Annotated in this window: 19 protein-coding genes; 8 read left to right on the top strand and 11 right to left on the bottom strand. The window is 65.9% G+C overall.

Annotated features, from left to right (window positions below; all coding sequences use genetic code 11):
• Together AC1DOQ_RS23670 and AC1DOQ_RS23665 are read right to left on the bottom strand one after the other, a co-directional pair.
• On the bottom strand, nt 1-249 hold a 249-nt coding region (locus AC1DOQ_RS23670; RefSeq protein WP_477369742.1), incomplete at its 3' end, for a leucine zipper domain-containing protein.
• Nucleotides 250-342: 93 nt separating this feature from the next.
• Nucleotides 343-1,260, bottom strand: coding sequence for a LysR substrate-binding domain-containing protein (locus AC1DOQ_RS23665; protein WP_477369740.1), 918 nt, complete (start codon nt 1,258-1,260; stop codon nt 343-345).
• Between the two features lie 105 nt (nt 1,261-1,365).
• On the opposite strand from AC1DOQ_RS23665, the gene AC1DOQ_RS23660 reads away from it, so the two are divergent.
• Entirely contained in the window at nt 1,366-2,532 is a 1,167-nt protein-coding gene (locus AC1DOQ_RS23660) for a mandelate racemase/muconate lactonizing enzyme family protein (protein WP_477369738.1), read from the top strand.
• A 15-nt stretch (nt 2,533-2,547) separates the two neighbouring features.
• Here AC1DOQ_RS23660 and AC1DOQ_RS23655 read toward each other — a convergent pair whose 3' ends face one another.
• Nucleotides 2,548-2,862, bottom strand: coding sequence for a putative signal transducing protein (locus AC1DOQ_RS23655; RefSeq protein WP_477369736.1), 315 nt, complete (start codon nt 2,860-2,862; stop codon nt 2,548-2,550).
• A 124-nt stretch (nt 2,863-2,986) separates the two neighbouring features.
• Between AC1DOQ_RS23655 and AC1DOQ_RS23650 the strand changes: the two genes are divergently transcribed.
• Complete coding sequence (locus AC1DOQ_RS23650) at nt 2,987-5,050, top strand: NAD(P)-binding protein (RefSeq protein ID WP_477369734.1); 2,064 nt, start codon at nt 2,987-2,989, stop codon at nt 5,048-5,050.
• On the opposite strand, the gene AC1DOQ_RS23645 is transcribed toward AC1DOQ_RS23650, so the two are convergent.
• The 4 genes from AC1DOQ_RS23645 to AC1DOQ_RS23630 are packed head-to-tail and all read right to left on the bottom strand — an operon-like array spanning nt 5,047 to nt 9,841.
• Nucleotides 5,047-6,312, bottom strand: coding sequence for a DUF445 domain-containing protein (locus tag AC1DOQ_RS23645; RefSeq protein WP_477369732.1), 1,266 nt, complete (start codon nt 6,310-6,312; stop codon nt 5,047-5,049). The genes AC1DOQ_RS23650 and AC1DOQ_RS23645 overlap by 4 nt on opposite strands.
• Before the next feature lie 19 nt (nt 6,313-6,331).
• Entirely contained in the window at nt 6,332-7,483 is a 1,152-nt protein-coding gene (locus tag AC1DOQ_RS23640) for a CaiB/BaiF CoA transferase family protein (RefSeq protein ID WP_477369730.1), read from the bottom strand.
• Nucleotides 7,484-7,495: 12 nt separating this feature from the next.
• A complete protein-coding gene (locus AC1DOQ_RS23635) occupies nt 7,496-8,638 on the bottom strand; it encodes an acyl-CoA dehydrogenase family protein (RefSeq protein WP_477369728.1) in 1,143 nt (380 codons plus the stop codon).
• A gap of 9 nt (nt 8,639-8,647) precedes the next feature.
• A complete protein-coding gene (locus AC1DOQ_RS23630; RefSeq protein ID WP_477369726.1) occupies nt 8,648-9,841 on the bottom strand; it encodes a lipid-transfer protein in 1,194 nt (397 codons plus the stop codon).
• 86 nt (nt 9,842-9,927) lie between these two features.
• Here AC1DOQ_RS23630 and AC1DOQ_RS23625 point away from each other — a divergent pair, with 86 nt between their 5' ends.
• From AC1DOQ_RS23625 to AC1DOQ_RS23615, 3 genes are all read left to right on the top strand, one after another.
• Nucleotides 9,928-10,563 (top strand): TetR/AcrR family transcriptional regulator, encoded by a 636-nt coding sequence (locus AC1DOQ_RS23625; protein ID WP_477369725.1) that lies wholly within the window; start codon nt 9,928-9,930, stop codon nt 10,561-10,563.
• A gap of 134 nt (nt 10,564-10,697) precedes the next feature.
• Complete coding sequence (locus AC1DOQ_RS23620) at nt 10,698-12,413, top strand: cation:proton antiporter domain-containing protein (RefSeq protein WP_477369723.1); 1,716 nt, start codon at nt 10,698-10,700, stop codon at nt 12,411-12,413.
• 103 nt (nt 12,414-12,516) lie between these two features.
• Nucleotides 12,517-14,571 carry an FUSC family protein gene (locus tag AC1DOQ_RS23615; protein WP_477369721.1) on the top strand — a complete coding sequence of 685 codons (2,055 nt, stop codon included), beginning with the start codon at nt 12,517-12,519 and terminating at the stop codon, nt 14,569-14,571.
• Between the two features lie 68 nt (nt 14,572-14,639).
• On the opposite strand, the gene AC1DOQ_RS23610 is transcribed toward AC1DOQ_RS23615, so the two are convergent.
• On the bottom strand, nt 14,640-16,607 hold the full coding sequence (locus tag AC1DOQ_RS23610) for an AAA family ATPase (protein ID WP_477369719.1): 1,968 nt from the start codon (nt 16,605-16,607) through the stop codon (nt 14,640-14,642).
• A gap of 519 nt (nt 16,608-17,126) precedes the next feature.
• Here AC1DOQ_RS23610 and AC1DOQ_RS23605 point away from each other — a divergent pair.
• A complete protein-coding gene (locus AC1DOQ_RS23605) occupies nt 17,127-17,402 on the top strand; it encodes a hypothetical protein (protein ID WP_477369717.1) in 276 nt (91 codons plus the stop codon).
• A gap of 126 nt (nt 17,403-17,528) precedes the next feature.
• Here the strand turns inward: AC1DOQ_RS23605 and AC1DOQ_RS23600 are convergent, their stop codons facing one another.
• Nucleotides 17,529-18,089 (bottom strand): DUF1697 domain-containing protein, encoded by a 561-nt coding sequence (locus AC1DOQ_RS23600; protein WP_477369715.1) that lies wholly within the window; start codon nt 18,087-18,089, stop codon nt 17,529-17,531.
• Nucleotides 18,090-18,146: 57 nt separating this feature from the next.
• Complete coding sequence (gene gstA / locus AC1DOQ_RS23595; RefSeq protein ID WP_477369713.1) at nt 18,147-18,755, bottom strand: glutathione transferase GstA; 609 nt, start codon at nt 18,753-18,755, stop codon at nt 18,147-18,149.
• Between the two features lie 125 nt (nt 18,756-18,880).
• Here gstA and AC1DOQ_RS23590 point away from each other — a divergent pair, with 125 nt between their 5' ends.
• Nucleotides 18,881-19,213 carry a hypothetical protein gene (locus AC1DOQ_RS23590; RefSeq protein ID WP_477369711.1) on the top strand — a complete coding sequence of 111 codons (333 nt, stop codon included), beginning with the start codon at nt 18,881-18,883 and terminating at the stop codon, nt 19,211-19,213.
• Nucleotides 19,210-20,052: an HDOD domain-containing protein gene (locus AC1DOQ_RS23585; protein ID WP_477369709.1), complete on the top strand. Its 843-nt coding sequence runs from the start codon at nt 19,210-19,212 to the stop codon at nt 20,050-20,052. Before AC1DOQ_RS23590 ends, AC1DOQ_RS23585 begins: the two co-directional genes overlap by 4 nt.
• Nucleotides 20,053-20,177: 125 nt before the next feature.
• Here the strand turns inward: AC1DOQ_RS23585 and AC1DOQ_RS23580 are convergent, their stop codons facing one another.
• Entirely contained in the window at nt 20,178-20,573 is a 396-nt protein-coding gene (locus tag AC1DOQ_RS23580; protein ID WP_441934708.1) for a hypothetical protein, read from the bottom strand.
• Nucleotides 20,574-20,953: the final 380 nt, after the last annotated feature.

Below are 20,953 nucleotides of genomic sequence, written 5' to 3'. Positions count from 1 at the left end.
GCGCAGCTCCACGATGGTCAGCGCTTTTGCTGCGTCGATGGCACGTGGGCTGCAAGCTGGACGGGACGACCGGTCGACCAGCGCAGTGCGTCCTTCGGCCAGAAAACGGCCAACCCACTTGCGAACTGTGGCGCTACTGACGCCATACAACTGGGCGGCTTGAGCGGCCACCAGCCCACCTTTGAGGACGTCTTCGACCATTTCGACTCGACGGATGAAAGTCAATCGGGCATTCTTATGGATGTTCATTCGGTTGGTCACTTTGAAAACTGGGGGTTTGGCGATTTCCAGTTTCTCAAATCCAATCCGAATGAACCAGAACAACCTATTGAAACATCACACCTAGGCCATCGCCGAAGGCTGGCTGAAATGCTCGACCAGGAAATCAATGAACACCCTGCTCCGCGCCGCCTGGTTCCGCCGGTTCAGGTAATACACGAACAGATCCGCCGACGGCAGCCGGTACGCCGGCAGCACGATCTTCAGCCGCCCGCTCTCCACATAGCGCGCGAGGTCCCACTCCGAGCGCACCAGGATGCCGTGCCCGTCCAGCGCCCAGCCCAGCACGATGTCGCCGTCGTTGCTCGACAGCGCGCCTTGCACCTTCACCACCTCGCTCTGCTCCTCCCCTTCGCCTGAATAAAAGCGCCAGACGCCGTGCGCCTCGTCGTTCTGGCGGTGCACGATGCAGCGGTGCCGCGTCAGGTCGCCCAGGCAGGTCGGCACGCCATGCCGCTGCAGGTAGAGCGGCGAGGCGCACAGGAAACGCCGGTTGCTCATCACGCGGCGCGCGTTCAGGCGCTTGTCCGGCAGCGCGCCGAAGCGGATCGCCAGGTCGTAGCCACTCTCGACCAGGTCGACCGGGCGGTCGGTCACTTCCATCTGCACCTCGACCTGCGGGTAGCGCTTCGCGAATTCCGAGACGATCGGTGCGATCGTGGTGCGGCCGAAGCCCAGGGTCGCGTTCACGCGCAGCAGGCCCTTGGGCGCCGCGCGGCCGCTCGACACCGCATCCTCCATCTCGCGGATGCTGGCGAGGATGCGGCCGGCGTGCGCCAGGTAGGTCTCGCCTTCGCTGGTCAGGCTGATGCGGCGCGTGGTGCGGTTCACCAGCCGCACGCCGAGGCGCGCCTCCAGCTGCGCCAGGCGCTTGGTGGCAGCGGGGGGCGTCAGGTCGAGGGCGCGCGCGGCCGCGGCCAGGCTGCCGTGGCGCGCCACCAGCGTGAAGAATTCCATGTCGGCCGTGTGGTCGGGTTTCATCCGGCATTCACCTCAAGTTAATAATCAATTCGGCGCGGGGAAATTATAGACGGCCCGGCAAGAGCTAAGCTGGGGACTTCATTGACACACACCCAGGCAGCCATCATGAGAATCGTCGAGATCCGCGAACAGACCCTCCCCATCAGCTCTTCCATCCGCAACGCCTACATCGATTTCAGCAAGATGACGCTGAGCCTGGTGGCGGTGATCACCGATGTGATCCGCGACGGCAAGCCGGTGGTCGGCTACGGCTTCAATTCGAACGGCCGCTACGGCCAGGGCAAGCTGATGCGCGAGCGCTTCATCCCGCGCATCCTCGAAGCCGACCCGGCATCCCTCGTCAACGACAAGGGCGACAACCTCGATCCGCACAAGATCTGGGACTGCATGTTCACCAACGAGAAACCGGGCGGCCACGGCGAGCGCTCGGTGGCGATCGGTACCATCGACATGGCGGTGTGGGATGCGGTCGCCAAGATCGAAGGCGTGCCGCTGTTCCAGCTGCTCGCGGACCGCTACGGCAACGCCCAGCCCGACCGCAAGGTCTTCGTCTACGCGGCCGGCGGCTACTACCATCCGGGCCAGGATCATGAGGCGCTGAAGAACGAGATGCGCAGCTACATCGACCGCGGCTACACGGTGGTCAAGAAGAAGATCGGCGGCGCCTCGCTCGACGAAGACCTGCGCCGCATCGACTCCATCCTGTCGGTGCTGCAGGACGGCCAGAAGCTGGCGGTGGACGCCAACGGCCGCTTCGACCTCGACACCGCGATCGCCTACGCCAAGGCGCTGTCGCAGTACGACCTGTTCTGGTACGAGGAAGCCGGCGACCCGCTCGACTTCGAGCTGCAGGCGACCCTGCGCAACTACTACGACAAGCCGATGGCCACCGGCGAGAACCTGTTCTCGATGCAGGATGCGCGCAACCTGATCCGCTACGGCGGCATGCGCCCGGACCGCGACTGGCTGCAGTTTGACTGCGCCCTGTCCTACGGCCTGGTCGAGTACCTGCGCACGCTGGACATGCTGCACCAGCATGGCTGGTCGCGCACCCGCTGCATCCCGCACGGCGGCCACCAGATGTCGCTGAACATCGCGGCCGGCCTGGGCCTGGGCGGCAACGAGTCCTATCCGGACCTGTTCCAGCCGTTCGGCGGCTTCCCGGATGGCGTGAAGGTGGAGAACGGCTATGTGACGATGCCGGACCTGCCGGGCATCGGCTTCGAGGGCAAGGCGGACCTGTTCCGCGAGATGCAGAAACTCTCGGATTGAGTCGTCCCGCCGGCCTCATTCCCCGACGTCGGCATCCTCGTCCAGCGCGAATTCTCCGCGCTGGAAAGCCTCCAGCACGGCCTGGGCTTCCTGCACGTGTTCCTGCGGCACCAGGATGCGCACCCCACCCAGCGCCGGCGCCAGCAGCATGTGGGCCTGCATCAGGTGGGCGTCGGCCAGTACCGCCGGGATGCCGGCGGCGACCAGGCAGCCCTGGGCCAGGCTGGCGTCCATCGGAACCAGGTAGCGCGCGACCTCGAACAGGTCGCGGCCCGGCAGGAGTTCCGCTTCGGGTACGCCGGCCAGCAAGATATTCGATGCCTGTGTCATGACGTCTCCCATCGGTGAATCGATCGGACTGCTCTGCCGCTCATCTTAACGCTGATCCAGGTGAACATGCCGCCGGGTTCGCCGCCCTACACTGGTCCATGGTCGACCACATATGGAGGTGACGATGGCCCAGCTGCAGAAAATCGCCATACTCGGCGGCGGCGCAGGTTCGCTGGCGGCGGCGTTCTACCTGAGCGCCCGGCCCGGATGGCGCGAGCGTTACGAGATCACAGTCTACCAGCAGGGCTGGCGCCTGGGCGGCAAGGGGGCGAGCGGGCGCAACGCCGCGCTGGCCCAGCGCATCGAGGAACACGGCCTGCATATCTGGTTCGGCTTCTATGCGAACGCCTTCGCGCTGATCCGCGCCGTCTACGACGAACTCGACCGCCCGCCGGAGGCGCCGCTGGCGCGCTGGGACCAGGCATTCAAGCCGCATGACTACGTAGTGCTGGCCGAGCAGGCCGGCGCCGAATGGCGGCCCTGGAACCTGGTACTGCCGCGCCGTCCGGGCGAGCCGGGCACCGGCATCGATCCGGTGTCGCCGTGGCGCATGACGCTCGAGGCCCTCATCTGGCTGCGCCGCTGGCACAGCGAACTGCGTACCCAGGCGCCCCCAGCGCTTTCCCTGGACGGCGACCCGTTCGGCGAGCTGCAGGCGCTGGCAAGCGCGCTCCCGCCGGACCCGCAATTTCACACTGAAGCCGACCATGCGCGCCTGCGCGATGCGCTGCGGCGCGCCGAGCTGGATGTGCGCACCCTACCCGCCGCCCTCGTCGACGACGACCGCACGCGCCGCATCCTGGTCGCGCTGAACATCGGCATCACCGTGCTGCGCGGGATGCTGGCCGACGGCGTGTTCGCGCGCGGCTTCGACGCCGTCAACAGCGAGGACCTTCGCGCCTGGCTGCGCCGGCATGGCGGCGATCCCGAGCTGTGCGTGGACGCTGCGCCGACCCGCGCCATGTACGCCCAGCTGTTCGCCTTCGAGGACGGCGATCCCGAAAAACCCAACCTCGAAGCCGGCACCGCGCTGCGCTGGATCTTCAGGATGTCCTTCGCCTACCGCGGCGCCCTGATGTACCGGATGCAGGCCGGCATGGGCGACGCCGTGTTCGCGCCGATGTACGAGGTGCTGGCGCGGCGCGGGGTGCGCTTCGCCTTCTTCCACCGGGTCGAGGAGATCACGGCCGGCGCCGGCGGCGTCGATGCGGTCAGGATGTCGGTGCAGGCCGGGGTGCCCGGAGGCGCCTACCGGCCGCTGGTGACGGTGAAGGGCCTGTCCTGCTGGCCGAACGTACCGGACTACAGCCAGCTCGATCCGGCCCAGGCGGCCCTGCTGCAGGCCCACGCGGTCGACCTGGAATCCTGGTGGAGCGACTGGCCGGCGCTGTACCGGCAAGCCTTCGGCAAGGAACTGCCGCAGCGCGTGCTGCAGCGTGGACGCGATTTCGACCAGGTGGTGCTCGGCCTTCCGGTCGGCACCCTGCCCTTGCTGGCGCCCAGCCTGCTGGCCGCCAGTCCGCCGCTGCGGGCGAGCAGCGATGCGCTGCGCAGCGTCGTCACCCAGGCCTGCCAGGTCTGGCTCAACCGCGACACCCATGGGCTGGGCTGGAACACCCTGCCGGGGGGCGAGGAGCCGATCCTGACCGGCTTCAGCCAGCCCTACGACACCTGGGCCGCGATGAGCCAGGTCTTGCCGGCCGAGGACTGGGCGCCGGCCTCGGCGCCGAAGAGCGTTCAGTACTTCTGCGGCGCGATGGCGCTGGCCGGGCTGCCGCCTCCTGCCGATACCGGCTTCCCCGCGCGCGCCGCCGCGCAGGCCAAGGCCAACGCCGTCGAGCTGCTGGGCGTCCGCATCAAGGCGCTGTGGAAGGAAGCGTGCAGCGGCTTTCCCTGGCAGTGGCTGGTCGATCCGCTCGGCGCCGAGGGCGAGGCGCGCATCAACCGCCAGTACTGGCGCGCGAACGTCGACCCGTCGGAACGCTATGTGCTGTCGGTGGCCGGCAGTAGCGCGCAGCGCCTGGGCAGCAAAGGCAGCGGCCTGGCCAACCTGTTCCTGGCCGGCGACTGGCTGCGCACCGGCCTGGACTCCGGCTGCGTCGAGGCGGCGGTGATGGGCGGCATGCAGGCCGCGCGCGCCATCGGCGGCTACCCGGCGGTCATCCTGGGAGACAACGACGTTGACTAAAGGAAGGGCAAGGTCGACAGCAGGTACAGGACCACGCCGATCAGGCCGCCGACCACCGTACCGTTGATGCGGATGTACTGCAGGTCCTTGCCGATGTTGAGCTCGACCTGCTCGGACATCTCGCGGCTGTCCCAGTTCTTGACGGTGTCGGCGATGTGGCGCGTCAGGAAGCCCGCGAACTCGGGCGCCGCGCCGCGCGCCGCCAGCTCCAGGTTCTCGTTGAGCGAGGCACGTAGCAGCGGATCCTCGGCCAGCGTGCGCCCGACCCAGGCGCCGGTCGCTTCCAGGCGCCGGCGCAGCACCGAATCCTCCTTCTCGAGGTCGGCCTTGATCCAGGCTTTCAGGTCGCTCCACAGCGAGCCGAGATAGCCGTTCAGGGTCTCGTCGCCGATCAGGTAGCGCTTGATGTCCTCGCCCTTTTCCTGGAAGGCGGGGTCGTCCTGCAGGCGCGCGATGAAGTCGGCCGTGAAGGCGTCGAAGCGCTGGCGCAGCGGATGTTGCGGATCCTCGCTGACGCGCTTGAGGATGCCGGCCGCCAGCTTGACCGTGAGGTCCGCGCCCTTCCTACCGATGAGTTCCGAGGGCAGCATCTTTTCCATGAAGGCGTATTCCTCGCGCAGCCAGTCGACGATGCCCTGGCCGATGACGGCCTGGGTCTCCTCGTTGGCCAGCAGTTTCGCCAGCTGGAGGATGCCTTCGTCGAGCAGCTCCTGGTGGCGGCCGTCGCGGGTCACGCTCTCGAGGATGGTGCCGGCGGTCTTCGACAGGTCGACGCCCTGGATCATGCCGTGCACGGCGCGGCGCACGAAGTTCTGCACCGCGGCGTCCTCGATGAAGTCGAGCGCCCAGCCGGCCGTCCGGACCAGGTAGCGTCCCAGCTGCCGGGTGTTCTCGGGATGCGTGAGCCAGTCGGCCACCTTCTGCGCCGGGTCGTGGCGCTGGATCAGGCGCACGATGGAATCGGTGTCGAGGAATTTCTCGTGCACGAAGGCGGCCAGGTTGTCGGCGATGCGGTGCTTGTTGGCGGGGATGATCTCGGTGTGGCGCGAGACGAAGGGAATCGGGATGCGCCGGAACAGCGCGGCGACCGCGAACCAGTCGGCCAGCGCGCCCACCATCGCGGCTTCGGCGAAGGCTTTCAGCAGGCCGGTCCACCAGTTCTGCGGAAGGAACAAGGACAGCACGAACAGCGCGGCCGCGCCGCCGAAGAAGGACAGCGCCAGCCGCTTCGACTGGCGAAGTTCCGCACTCTTTGTATTCATGCCCCCATGTTAGCTCAGCCTACACGACGCCGGCGCGCCGCAGGGCCTCGACGCTGGCCGCGCTCCAGCCCCAGTCGGCCAGCACGGCGGCGCCATCCTGGCCGGGGCCGGACGGCGCCGCACCGAGCTCCGCGGGGGTGCGCGAAAAACGCGGCGCCGGCGCCGGCTGGGTCACGCCGTCGCGCTCGACGAAGGTGGCGCGCGCCGCATTGTGCGGGTGGCGCGGCGCCTCGTCCATGTCGAGCACGGGGGCGAAGCAGACGTCGGTTCCTTCCAGCAGCGCGCACCATTCGTCGCGGGTGCGGGTGGCGAACAGCGCGGCGAAGCTGCGCTTCAGCTCGGGCCAGCCGGCCTGCCGCCATTGCTTGCGGAATTGCGGATCGTCGGCGCCGCTCAGCTCCAGCAGCCGGGCATAGAACTGCGGCTCGATCGCGCCGATCGAGATGAATCTGCCGTCGGCGCAGGCATAGCAGTCGTAGAAGGGCGCGCCGCCGTCGAGCAGGTTGGCTTCGCGCTCATCGCTCCAGGAACCGAAGGCGCGCAGGCCGTACATCATGGAACCCAGCAGCGCGGCGCCGTCCGTCATGGCGGCATCGACCACCTGGCCCCGGCCCGAACTCTTCGCTTCGAAGGCGGCGCAGATCACGCCGAAGGCCAGCATCATGGCGCCGCCGCCGAAGTCGCCGACCAGGTTCAATGGCGGCGACGGCGGACTGTCCGCGCGCCCCATCGCATGCAGCATGCCGGACAGCGCCACATAGTTGAGGTCATGCCCGGCCGCCTGCGCCAGCGGCCCGGTCTGGCCCCAGCCGGTGACGCGGCCATACACCAGCCGCGGGTTGCGGTCCATGCAGGGGTCGGGGCCGAGCCCCAGCCTCTCCATCACGCCGGGGCGGAAGCCTTCGACCAGAACGTCGGCCTTCGCCACCAGGTCGAGCAGCAGCTGGCGGGCGCGCGGATCCTTCAGGTCCAGCGCCAGCGAGCGCCGGCCGCGCGCCATCACGTCGAACTTCGTGCCCAGCACCGGATAAGGGTTCGGCGCCGCCGGATCGGGCTTGCGGTCGATGCGGATCACGTCGGCGCCCATATCGGCCAGCATCATGGCGGCGAAGGGGCATGGGCCGATGCCGACCATTTCGATGACTTTCAATCCTTTCAGGGGTCCTGGCATGTATGTCTCACTTCACAAAGATCGGGCGATGATCTCTTTCATGATCTCGTTGGCGCCGCCGTAGATGCGCTGCACGCGGGCGTCGACATACATCTGCGCGATCGGGTACTCGAGCATGTAGCCGTAGCCGCCGAACAGCTGCACGCACTGGTCCACGATCTTGCACTGCAGGTCGGTGATCCAGTACTTGGCCATCGAGGCCTGCACCGAGTCCATGCGGCCGGCAATCACATCCTGGATGCAGCGGTCGACGAATACGCGCGCAACGAAGGCCTCGGTCTTCGCCTCGGCCAGCACGAAGCGGGTGTTCTGCATCTCGATCAGGGCCTGGCCGAAGGCCTTGCGCTCCTTCGCATGCTCGACCGTCAACCTGATGGCGCGCTCGATCGAGGCCACGCCGCACACGCCGACGATGGTGCGCTCGTAGGGCAGCTCGGTCATCAGCTGGGCGAAGCCGTGGCCTTCCTCCCCGCCCAGCACGTTCTGCAGCGGCACGTGGGCGTCGTCGAAGAACAGCTCGCAGGTGTCCTGGCCCTTCTGCCCCACTTTCTCCAGGATGCGGCCGACGCGGAACCCGGGATTGTCCCGCGTCTCCAGCAGCATCAGCGACACGCCCTTGGCGCCGGCCGCCGGGTCGGTCTTGGCGACCACCAGGACCAGGTCGGCCATGTAGCCGTTCGAGATGAAGGTCTTGGAACCGTTGAGGCGATAGCCATCCTCGCTGCGGACGGCCGTGGTGCGGATACCCTTCAGGTCGGAGCCGGCGCCCGGTTCGGACATGGCGATGGCCGCGATCATCTCGCCGCGCGCCAGGCGCGGCAGGTATTTGACTTTCTGCTCTTCCGTGCCCTGGTTCAGCAGGTAGTGCGCGACGATGGCATGCACGTGCAGGCCGAATGCGGTGTCGCCGGCGTAGCAGAGTTCTTCGAACACCACGCACTGGTGGGCGAAGCTGCCGCCCGAGCCGCCGTATTCCTCGGGGATGTCGGCCAGCAGCAGGCCCATCGCGCCGGCCTTTTGCCAGACTTCGCGGTCGACGTGCTGCTGCTCGCGCCAGCGCTGCTGGTGCGGAACGATTTCATGGTCGGCGAAGCGGCGCACGGCATCGCGAAAGCCGTCTAGCTCGGCGTCCATCCAGGGAGAGACGTAGTCCATGCGCCCTCCTTACACGCGGTACATGGTGACGACGCAGGCGCCGCCCAGGCCCAGGTTGTGCTGCAGCGCGACCCGTGCGCCCTCCACCTGGCGCGCGCCCGCGCTGCCGCGCAGCTGGTGGGTCAGCTCGAAGCATTGGGCCAGGCCGGTGGCGCCCAGCGGGTGGCCCTTCGACAGCAGCCCGCCGGACGGATTGGTGACGATCTTGCCGCCGTAGGTGTTGTCGCCGTCGCGGATGAATTTGTCGGCGCCGCCTTCCGGGCACAGGCCCAGGGCTTCATAGGTGATCAGTTCGTTGTGGGCGAAGCAGTCGTGCAGCTCGACCACGTCGAGGTCTTCGGGCCCGAGGCCGGCCTGGGCATACACCTTTTGCGCGGCTTCCCTGCTCATGTCGTAGCCGACCAGGCGCATCATGTCGTCCGCATCGAAGGTGCCCGGGCGGTCGGTGGTCATGGCCTGGGCGGCGATGTGGACGTCGGCGCGCAGGCCGTGCCTCTTTGCGAAGGCTTCCGACACCAGCACGGCGGCGGCCGCGCCGCAGGTCGGCGGGCAGGCCATCAGGCGGGTCATCACGCCGGGCCAGATCTCCGGTGCGTCCAGTACGTCCTGTTCCGTCACCTCCTTGCGGAACAGGGCCAGCGGGTTGTTGACGGCGTGGCGGCTGGCCTTGGCGCGGATGCGGGCGAAGGCGTTCAGGGGCGTGCCGTATTTTTTCATATGGGCCAGGCCGGCGCCGCCGAAGTAGCGCAGCGCCAGCGGAAGGTTAAGCGACCGAGCGGGCTCGCCGACCAGGCGGTCGGTGACGGCGTCGAAATCGTCGAAGGGCGTCGGGCGGTCGGTGAATACCGAGGCCAGCGCGCCGGGGCTCATCTGCTCGAAGCCCAGCACCAGCACGCAGTCCGCCGCGCCGCTCTGCACCGCCTGGCGCGCCAGGTACAGCGCCGTCGACCCGGTCGAGCAGTTGTTGTTGACGTTGACGATCGGGATGCCGGTCATGCCGACGCCGTACAGGGCCTTCTGGCCGCAGGTCGAATCGCCATACACATAGCCGACATAGGCTTGCTCGACGTCTTCGTAGGCGATGCCGGCGTCTTGCAGCGCGGCGCGGGCCGCCAGGGCGCCCATCTCGTGATACGGGCTGCTTCCGCCCGGCTTGGCGAAAGGGATCATGCCCACCCCGCTGACGAATACTTTCTGGCTCATCGCTGTCTCCTCCTTATTCTCGGTCAGGCGACCGGTTTTGGACGATTATAGGTCAACTGTACTATTCCATAAAGTATAATCGCGACATGGAAACGACACTCGACAGCACGCTGAAGAACAAGGTCTCGGGCACCACCGAGAAGGGCCTGGGCCGGGCGCAGGACATCCTGCAGGCGGCGCGCTCCCTGCTCGCCGCCGAAGGCTATGCCGGGCTGTCGATGCGGCGGGTGGCGGCGGAAGCCGGCATGAGCCTGTCGAACGTGCAGCACTACTACGGCAGCAAGGACCTGCTGCTGGAAGCCCTGCTGCTCACCACCATGGACCTGGTGCAGGGCAAGATGGACGCCATCGCCGCCGCCATGAGCGAGCGCTCGCAGCTGGAGCGCTTCCTGACCACGGTCGACATGTTCCTCGAAGAGATCACCGATCCGGTCACCCACGCGCTGTTCTTCGAGATCTGGGCGCTGGCCTCGCGCAACCCCTTCGCCTCGAAGCTGATGGACAAGATGCTGGGACGCGAGCGCAAGACCGTCTACAACCTGATCCGCGGCCTGAACCCCGCCATTTCCGACGACGAGACGATGCGGCGCGCGGTGCTGATGGTGGCCCAGATCGAGGGCCTGATGCTGTTCAGGCTCGACAAGCGCCGCCGCCGCGCCCAGTTCGACGAGGTGCGCGCCGCCTTGCGCCAGGCCCTGCTGACGCTGGCAACCATGCCCTAACACGCCGTCATTTGCCGCGTTCGCATCGGATCGCCCCTTCATCCGCAGTTATTTTTTTCATCCCCGCGGCCGGATGCAGGCCCATCGTCGCTTATACTGGACAGGTTTAACTTTACAAGGAGGGCCTCGTCCGCATGCACCACAACATCAGTCTGATCACCACCATCGCCGCCGCTCTCGGCTTCGGCTTGCTGTTCGGGATGCTCGCCGTCCGCATGCGGCTGCCGGCCCTGGTCGGCTATCTCGCTGCCGGCGTCCTGATCGGCCCCGCCACGCCCGGCTTCGTGGCCGACGTCGCGCTCGCTTCCCAGCTGGCCGAGATCGGCGTGATGCTGCTGATGTTCGGGGTCGGCCTCCACTTCTCGCTCGACGACCTGCTGGAAGTGAAGGGCATCGCCCTGCCCGGCGCGGTCCTGCAGATCACGGTGGCGACGCTGATGGGCATCGGGGTCAGCCATCTGTGGGGCTGGGGCCTGGGCGCGGGACTGGTGTTCGGCCTGGCGCTGTCGGTGGCCAGTACCGTGGTGCTGCTGCGGGCGCTCGAAGACCGCGGGCAGCTCGATTCCTTCAACGGCCGCATCGCGGTCGGCTGGCTGGTGGTCGAAGACCTGGTCACGGTGTTGGTGCTGGTGCTGCTGCCGGCGCTGGCCGGTCCGCTGGGCGGCAACGCCGGCGGCGACGGCCATGGCGCCGGCGATTCGCTGTGGCTGGCGCTCGGCAAGACCCTGCTGTCGGTGGGCGCCTTCGTCGCCTTCATGCTGGTGGTGGGCCGCAAGCTCTTCCCCTGGTTCCTGTGGCGCGTGGCCAAGACCGGCTCGCGCGAGCTGTTCACCCTGTCCGTGATCGCGGCCGCGGTCGGCATCGCCTACGGCTCGTCGGAGCTGTTCGGCGTCTCGTTCGCGCTGGGCGCCTTCTTCGCCGGCATGGTACTGCGCGAATCGGCGCTCTCCCACCGCGCGGCCGAGGAGACCCTGCCGCTGCGCGACGCGTTCTCCGTGCTGTTCTTCGTCTCGGTCGGCATGCTGTTCGATCCGCGCGTGCTGGTCGAGCATCCGTTCGAGCTGCTGGCGGTGGTCGCCATCATCCTGTTCGGCAAATCGCTGGCCGCCTTCGTGCTGGTGCTGGCGCTGCGCTATCCGCTCAACACGGCGATTACCGTCTCGGCCAGCCTGGCCCAGATCGGCGAGTTCTCCTTCATCCTGGCGGCGCTGGGCATGTCGCTGGGACTGCTGCCGGACCTCGGCCAGAACCTGATCCTGGCCGGCGCCATCATCTCGATCGCGGTGAACCCGCTGATGTTCAAGGCGATCAACCCGCTGCAGGACTGGCTGCGTTCGAAATCGGATCTCGCGCGCCGGCTGGAGCGCTCGACCGACCCGCTGGCCGAACTGCCGATGACGGTCACCCACGAACACCTGACCGGCCAGGTGGTGCTGGTCGGCTATGGCCGCGTGGGCCGCCGCATCGCCCAGGAGCTGAGCAAACAGGGCATCCATTACGTGGTGGCGGAACAGAACCGCGAAGTGGTGGAAGACCTGCGCCGCAAGGACCAGCCGGCGGTGGCCGGCAACGCGGCCGACCCGGCAGTGCTGATCCAGGCCCACATCGCCCGCGCGTCGATGCTGGTGATCGCGACGCCGGACACCTTCCACGTGCGCGCCATGGTCGAGACGGCGAAGGCCCTGAACCCGGGCATCCGCTGCGTGGTGCGCAGCCACAACGAAGAGGAAGCGCGCCTGCTGCGCGAAGACACCGGCGGCACCGTCTTCATCGGCGAGCACGAACTGGCGGCCAGCATGTCGCGCTACGTGCTGCAGGGCCTGGCCGAAGCGCCGGTCGCGGCGCACTGAGGCATCGTCCAGCGCACGCTTGTCCGGGCGGCAAGCGTGCGTGCCGGGCTCTTGTCATCTTGTACAGTAGCTGCTCGGCCACTGCCGGGCTTCGCCTTTCGAGATGCATCGCGCCCATTATCTGATCGCTTATTTACTCGACCTCTTCCTCGCCTCCGATCCAGCCCTGGAACGGCTGCGCAGCGGACTGCGCGCCCTGCTCACCGCCGGCATCCTCGCTGTCCTGTTCCTCCTCGTCCCCCGCCTGCTGGGTCTTGAATACAAGCTGACACTGGCCGGCATCCTGGTGGCGGCGATCGCCGCCGTCGCCCTGCAGGACCCCGGACGCAAGCAGCAACAGCAGACGATGGCCTGGACGCCCTTCCTCGCCAGCGCCGTCCTCGTCCTCGGCAGCCTGGTGGGCGACCGTCCGTGGCTGAGCGGCGGCTGCTTCCTCCTCATCATCTTCGCCGCCTTCCAGGCGCGCCGCTTCGGGCCGCGCGGCAGCGGCCTTGGCGCCCTCGCCTACCAGTCCTATTTCTACGCGCTGCTGCTGAAGACGCCACCGGACAAGGCGCAGTGGCTGCCCCTGTTCGTGTTCGTCGGCTGCGCCGTCGCCTATGCGGTCCGCTTCTGGCTGGTGCCCGAGCATCCGGGCCGCATGCTGCGCAGCGAGCTGCGGGCCTGGCGCGCCCGCATCAGGGCCCTGCTGCACGGCCTGGCGGGCCAGCTGGAGCAGGGCAAGGAAGCCGGCCGCAAGCGGATCGACGCCCACCTCGAGCGCCTGAACGCCCAGTCGCTTGGACTGGAAACGCGGCTCGCCGACTTCGCCTGCGACGCCGACCGCGACGGCAGCCCGGCCGACCGGCTGCGCGGACAGGTGCTGCGCGGCGAACTGGCCGCGGAAGCCCTGGCGGCGGTCGTGCGTGCGGCCGCCGGGGCCGGCGTCGGCGAGCGGCAAGTGCTGGCGAAGCGCCTGCGGACGCTGGAACGCGATCCGGGAGGACAAGCCGCTGCCGATGCGGACGACAGGGCCGAAGCCGGCCCGGCCTTGCCGCCTGCGCTGCGCTGGCGGCTGGCGCAGGCGCTGCGGGTGCTGGCCTGCCTGCCCTCGCCGCGCGAGGCCTTGCCGCCGATGCGCGACGAGCGCAAGCCGCCGCCCGCCGAAGGCGCCGGCAAGAAGGCGAACGACAAGGACGGGAAGCCGTCCCGGTTCGACGACACCACCCGCCGCGCGCTGCAGGCTTGCGCGGCCGCCCTCGGCGCCATCGTGGCCGGGCGTGCCCTGTCGCCCTCGCACTGGTACTGGGCGGTGTTCGCCGCCTTCGTCGTCTTCACGCGCACCGTCACCATCGGACAGACGCTGTCCGGCGCGTGGCGCCAGGTGCTGGCCACGGTGGTGGGCGTCTGCGTGGGGATCGCCGCCGCGGAGCTCGTGCACGGCAACCGCGCGCTCGAACTGGCCCTGCTGTTCGTCTTCGTGGGAACCGGCTTCTATGCGTTCCGCGGCCTGCAGAACGTCTATGTGGTGCTGCTGAGCGCAATGCTGGCGATGCTGTACGAATTGATGGGGATGAACAGCCCGGGCCTGCTGATACTCAGGCTCGAGGAAACCCTGATCGGCGCGGCCACCGCCGTCCTCAGCGCCAGCCTGGTGCTGCCGGTCCACACCCGCGACGCTTCGCGCGGCAAGAGCGCCGAACTGCTGCGCGCCGCCGGCCGCCTGCTGGATGCGGCATGGGCGGATCCGGATTCGCCGCCGCGGCGCGAGGAGATCCGCGCCCTGGACCGCAAGCTCCAGGCGCTGCGCCAGACGCTCGGTCCGGTCACCGGCGCCGAGTATCCGGGATCGAAAAAGCATCGCCGGCAGCATTTGCGGCGGCTGTCGCGCATTGCCTATTGCGTGCGCCACTGCTGCGACCTGGTCGTGAATTTCGCACCGCAGCTGACGCGGTCGCCGGCATTGCACGCGGCTGCCTGCGCCCTGGCGCCCAGGATGGAACGGACGGCCGCACTGTTCGAAGAGCCGGCGCGGCGCGATCCGCCGGATGCCGAAGAAGCGATCCGGCCCGCGGCCGACGATACCATCCCATCCCTGCTTGCCGCGCGCTGGCTGGCGGACATCGACGACACCCTGAGCGCACTGCGGGCCGAGACCGCGAGGCCGGACAAACCATAAAAAAAGGCGGACATCGCTGTCCGCCTTTCCAGCCGGGCCGGGCCCGGGATCCATCAGCTATCGTTTGCTCAGGCCACCGCTTCGCCGGTCTCCCCGCACAGCTTCAGGCTGGCGTGGCGCTGGGCCTTCAGGCCGGCCATCAGCGCATCCTTGTGCTCTTCCAGCAGGGCGAACACGGCATCCTTGGACAGCACGTACTGCTCGAGCAGGGTGTCCTTGATGGCGACGATCACCTTTTCGTAGTCGCGGATCGCGTCCAGGGTATAGCTGTACAGCTCATCGGATTTCTCCTCGACCTGGCGCAGGGTGTGCTCGCCGGAAGCGTCGTTGGCAAGCTGGCTGTAGTCGATCTTGGCGCGCGAGTACATCGACAGGCGGCCGACCATCAGGTTCAGCATCTTGGTGATCTTCTCGATGTCGTTCTGGCTACCGACCGAGATGCCGCGGGCGCCGTAGAACAGCTCTTCCGCCGCCACGCCGCCGTACAGGCCGATCACGTCGCGCTCCAGCTCTTCCAGGGTGCGCAGCGACATGTCGTCGCCCGACTGCAGCACGTAGCCCAGGGCGCCGATCTTCGACACGGCCTCGGTGCTGATCTTCAGCAGGTGCGATTTGTCCTTTACTTCGTCCAGGCTCATGCCGGCGCGCAGGAAGGGGTCGATCTGCATGAAGAAGTGGCCCAGCTCGTGCACGGCGATGCGCTCGCGCTGCTTGTGCTTCTCGGCGGTCGTGGCGCGGTCGGTCAGGCCGATGGTGGCGCGCTCATACGCACGGAACAGCAGGTCGGTGTTGATGATGACCTTTTCCTGGATCGACAGCATCGATGCGCGCTCGACCACGGATTCCAGCAGCGCCGGGCTCAGGTTCTGGGTGATCTCGGCCACCTGTTCCAGGTCGAGGTCGTTCCAGTCGACCAGGCCTTCCTTCTTGCGCGACAGGAAGCTCTTCAGCAGTTCGCGGCGCTCGCCCTTGTTCGGCAGGCGGAAGTTGATCTTCACCGAGAAACGGCGCAGCATCGCTTCGTCCATCTCGGTCGAGGCATCGTCGAAGTTCGAGGCGACCACCCAGATCACGCCCTGGCCCTTGTCGCTCTTCACGCCGTCCAGCAGGCCCAGCAGGGTGTTGGCGGTATCGTCTTCCCATTTCTTTTCGCTGCGGCCGCGCGGCATGAACAGGCTCTGCGCTTCATCCAGGAAGATGATGCAGCGGCCCTTGCTCGAGGCCTTGCGGTAGAGGGCGTTCAGCGCCTTCGAACCGCCGCCGACGTACCCCGATTCCAGCGCCGAACCCGACGCCTGGATCAGCGGGATGTCCAGGCGCTTGGCCAGGTAGCCGACCAGCTTGGTCTTGCCGGTACCGGCAGGACCGGTCAGCATGACATTGAAGGGCTTGTCGATGTTGTGCTCTTTGTACAACTCGCGGTTGCGGATCATGTCTTCCAGGTGCAGCACTTCCTGCTTGATGTCTTCCATGCCGATCAGGTCGTCCATCGAGCCTTTCAGCTTGTCCGGCGAGATCAGCTGGGCGTTGCCGTTCATGCCCGGGATGCCGAACTTCAGGGCGTACAGGATCAGCACCAGCACGGTCAGGTCGAGCGCATGGCGCTTCATGAAGGAGACGACGTCGGAGAACAAGCCTTCGTTCTCGTCCTGCAGCACGGCTTTATGGGAAGCCAGGTAGTCGTCCTTGGCGATCGAATACGGGATCGCGTTCTTCAGCAGGACTTCGCGCTCGAGCGACAGGTGGGAGGTGCTCGGCACCTTCACCACGTGCAGCTGCGGCGCGCCCTTGAACTTGTAGATATAGCGCGGCGCATCGGACAAGGGATTGGCCACCAGCAGGTAGTCCAGGCGGTCCTTCTGGGAAGCCAGCTGGGTGATCTCGGAGATGTTCTGCGAATAGACCACCGGCGACGGGTCTTGCGGGACGTCGGACTTGTAAATGCCCCAACCGACCAGCATGCCTAGCGCAACGGCAGTCAGAATACGGACATAAACATTCTTGAAGGCAATTTGAAGTCGAGCAAAATTGGGCATATATCAGTACTCTTTAATCTGAAGGTGCTTCACGACATTGATAGTGCGTGCCTTCCGAAGTGCCGAGTGGACGCGAAAGGCGGCGGTGCATTGCGACCGCTATGGGATGCAAACGTATGCGTCTGCTATTGTTTTGATGCCCGAAGGCAATGGGGATATGGAGACTATACCCCCAAAGAAAAGAGAGGTGTATACCGTGCGGTGAAAAAACTTTGGAGCGCAACACAACTGATCAACTTGATATCGATTTTCTTTGTGATTTCAATAAGTTAGCCAATCAAATCGCAAAGTTTCGATGATTATTTGCCTGTTAAATAAGTAATTGAGGAATCACCGATTCTATTTCCTCAATTAAAAATTATTTAATTTTCAATTGCAGAGTTATTCCGGCTTGATTCGTTTTTTTATTGCTGAGTAACAGGTAACAAGACGTAACGAGCGCTTTTCCCACTGTGTTTTTGTTATGCTGGATAGGTACCCGGATGCGCTGTCCGAGGTGGACATTTGGAAGGAATGACCGTGAAACGAATCTTTCTTGCCGCAGCATTCAGTTCAGCCCTCAGCCTGCTCTTCGCCGGCGCCGCCCAGGCGGCTGCCATCGACCTCGACTCCCACGCCATCCGCTCCAATCGCATTGCCGATGTCTCGGCGGTCGCGCGTACCGAAGTGGTGTCACCGCCCTCGCCTTCCATGTCCGAATTGCCGGAACCCGAAGTGTTTGCGATGATGCTGGTGGGACTGATCCTGATCGGCTACCGCGCGAGCCGCGACAGCAGCGAAAAATTCAAGAAATAGGTTCAAGAAGCAGGTCGAGAAACACGCCTGGCCGGAAGGCCGGGAGAAGAAACGGCGCCTGCGGGGCGCCGTTGTCGTTTGGGCGGCAGCGCGCCCAGCTTCCATCCATGGGGATGGGATCGGTAATTACAGGGGTCCGGCGCACAGGGCGTGCAGCTTGAGCAGCGTCCCCCAGTTGCGCGAGGTGGTCGCATCGCCCAGCTGTTTGCCGAGCGCGGCTGCGGCGGCACTGTCGAGAATGCCTTCCGGGCACCATACATAGGCGGCACGCTCGCCCAGCGCGACGGCGCCGGGTTGCCAGTCGCGGCCGCACAGGTCTTCGAGCGCCTCGCGCGCCTGCGGCGTGGCATGTGGACTGGACAGGACGAAGGTGAGCAGGCGCGAGTGGTCGTCGGCCTGGCCGAGCAGGGGATTGCCGGCGACGATGGCCGCCAGCTCGCCGGCATCGAGTACCAGCACACGGGCGGCCACGCCCAGTTTCAGCACCAGGGCCTCCTCGATCTCGCTGGCGACCTGGTCCTGCGGCTTGGCCGGGCCGCTGAAGACCAGGTTGCCGCTGTTGAGGACGCTGCGTACCTCGTCGTAACCCAGCTCGCCGGCCAGCTTGCGCAGGTCGGCCATGGCGACGCGTTTCGCGCGGCCGACATTCACGCCCCTCAGCAGGGCAACGTAGCGTTTGCTTTTCATGGCGCGCATGGTACCGTGGCCGCGCCGTCGACGGCGCAGCGCACGGTCCTTATCGGATTACTTGAGCAGGCCTTCGTCGCGCAGCGCCTGCTGCACCGCCGGACGCGCGGCGACGCGCTGCGTGTAACCGGCAAACACCGGCCACGGCGACAGGTCGAAGTGCACGAAGCCAGCCCAGCCCAGTACCGTGAACAGGTAGGCATCGGCCACCGTGAACTGCGAACCCATCAGGTAGTCGCGGCCTTCCAGCTGGCTGGCCAGCCAGCCGAGGCGGTTGCCCAGGTGGGCGCGCGCCGCTTCCTTCATGTCCTCGGTCGAGGTCGGGCGGAACAGCGGGCTAAAGGTCTTGTGCAGCTCGGTCGAGATGAAGTTCAGCCATTCGACCAGGCGGTAGCGCTCCAGGGTGCCGTTGGCGGGCGCCAGCTGGCGGTCCGGGACCAGGTCGGCGATGAACTGGACGATGGCCGGGCCTTCGGTCAGCACGGCGCCATCCTTCAGCTCCAGGGCGGGCACATAGCCCTTCGGGTTGATCGCCAGGAAATCGGCGCCGCTGGCGGTCTGCCTGGCGCGGATGTCGACTTTTTCGGTCGTGAAGTCCAGTCCTGCCTCGAGCAGTGCGATGTGGGGAGCGAGCGAGCAGGCGCCGGGGCTGAAATACAGTTTCATGCTTGTCCTATCAAATTCAAACCGGTCGAGAATACAACAGTTTGTCGCATCTTGCCGGCTGGCACGGGACCTTGGTCCGTGCCGGATGGTAATATAAATACGTTAACAAAAGGCAAGAGGGAAGAATGAGCGGGGCTTACCAGCTGACACCTCTCGCAGAGGCCACGCCGGGCATGGTCCTGGCAGAGGTGCTGCGTGACGAAAAAGGGAATGTGCTGCTGGCGCAGGGCGTGGTGCTGACCGAAGGCATGCTGGCCTCGCTGGCACGCCACGGGATCGAGTTGCTGCCCATCCTCGGCGCCGGGCGCGCCGAAGCGCCCGTCGACCCGGTCCTGGGCCGGGAAAGGCTGGACCGGGTGTTCCGCAAGCACGAGCGCGGCAACCATGGCGACTGGGCAACCGGCATCCTGCGCCAGTACATCGAGGATTTCCGCCTGGGCCGCGAGGTGGGACCATGAGCATGCTGTCTCCGGAACAACTGGCCTCGAGCGTACAAGACCTGCCTTCCCTGCCAGCGGTCGTGATGGAACTGCTGGGCAGCATCGAGCAGGAAAACATCGATATCTCGGTGCTGGCGAAAAAAGTGTCCTACGACCAGGCGCTGACGGCCAAGACCCTGCGCCTGGCGAATTCCTCGTCCTATGCCTTGCAAGTCAAGGTGGCGACGATCCAGCAGGCGATCACCTTCCTGGGCTTCCAGACCACGCGTAACCTGATCACGGCGGCGGCCGTCACCGGCTGTTTCCCGAATGGCAAGTGCCCCGGCTTCAACGACAAAGCCTTTTGGCGCCATTCGATCGCCACCGCCGTCTGCGCCCGTTCGCTGGCGCGGCGCCTGCGCTTCAACCAGGATGTCGCCTTCACGGCGGGATTGCTGCACGACATAGGCCGCCTGGTACTGGTGACCGGCCATCCCGAGGCGTATGGCGAAGTGCTGGCCTGGCACCGCAGGCATGATGGCGAATGGCTGGAGGCCGAGCGCGCCGTACTGGGCATCGACCATGTGGACGCCGGCGTGGCGCTGGCGGAGCACTGGAATTTTTCGGACACGATGCGCCAGGCGATCGCGTTTCACCACAGCCCCGAGACCCCGGGCGCGGGATTTCTTGCCGCCATCGTTCACGTCGCCAACGCGGTCGTCCATGCGCTCGACCTGGCGGGCGAGGAAGATGAACTGGTACCGGCGCTGTCCAGCATCGCCTGGGACGCAATGGGCTTGAACGAAGACGCTTATCTGGATCTGTTCCGCGAGACGGAACAGCAACTGGAAGAGATGTCGGCCATCCTGATGGCGTGAGGGTTTTCACCCTCCAGGCTCAGGACGGCCTGTAAGTGACGGCAACGGAGGCGTTCCTGACGGACGCGAACCCGCTGCCGGGTCGAGCCGGAGGCATGACAGGACCGGCCGTCATGCCTGCGGCATCAGTGCGCATAATTACCGGACTTGGATGCGTCGCTCTGCTCTTGCGGCTGAGCTTGTTGCTGTTGGGCGGCAGCTTGCTGTGCAGCGGCCTCTTTCGCAGCTTTTTCTTCAGGCTTCGGGCGGCCTTGGGCATCCGACAGGCGATATTTGGTGCGGCGATCGCCCATCAGGTCGCGCAGGTCGCGAATGCTCATGCCGGTCACTTCGTGCATACGGATCAGCAGCGACGCGCCGACCGGCAGGCGATGGTGACGGATCTTGCTGATCACCGGTGGAGCGACTTCCAGCATGCGCGACAGCGCGGCGTCGTTCTTCAGCTGCATCTTGCCGAGCAGGATGTCCAGCAAGTGGTTCGGGTTGTAGCTTTCCTGTGAAGACAGAGCGTGATGTGCCATGATTACCTCGTGAGTGGTTAAAATAGTTCTCTTACGAACTTTGTTAAAGACTTCGTTTCGTCAACATAAGTTCCCGGACACGTTACCGAACGATCAATCGACTGCGCGTCGACAACGTCACCGGACCCCGTGCGCTCCCTAACTCGCTTCCGTTACACACTTGTATTTCGAACAAATTATCAAACTCATACGTCGCGTTCACACTCGACCTGAGCACTGAAATCATTGGCCGAAATCAAGCTATCGTCGGGAAAGCTTGTCATACAGTCATTTCAGCACATGGTGACAGATTGTGGCGCACGCAAGAGTTTTCTTGAACTAATTTTGCAATTTCCGAAACACAGGAACTATTTGATTTACAAGAAGAAATAAAAAAATCG

The organism is Massilia sp. 01N417 (genome assembly GCF_056399645.1).
The sequence above is the reverse complement of the archived record's forward strand: the minus strand, read 5'-3'. Positions and strand labels throughout refer to the sequence as shown.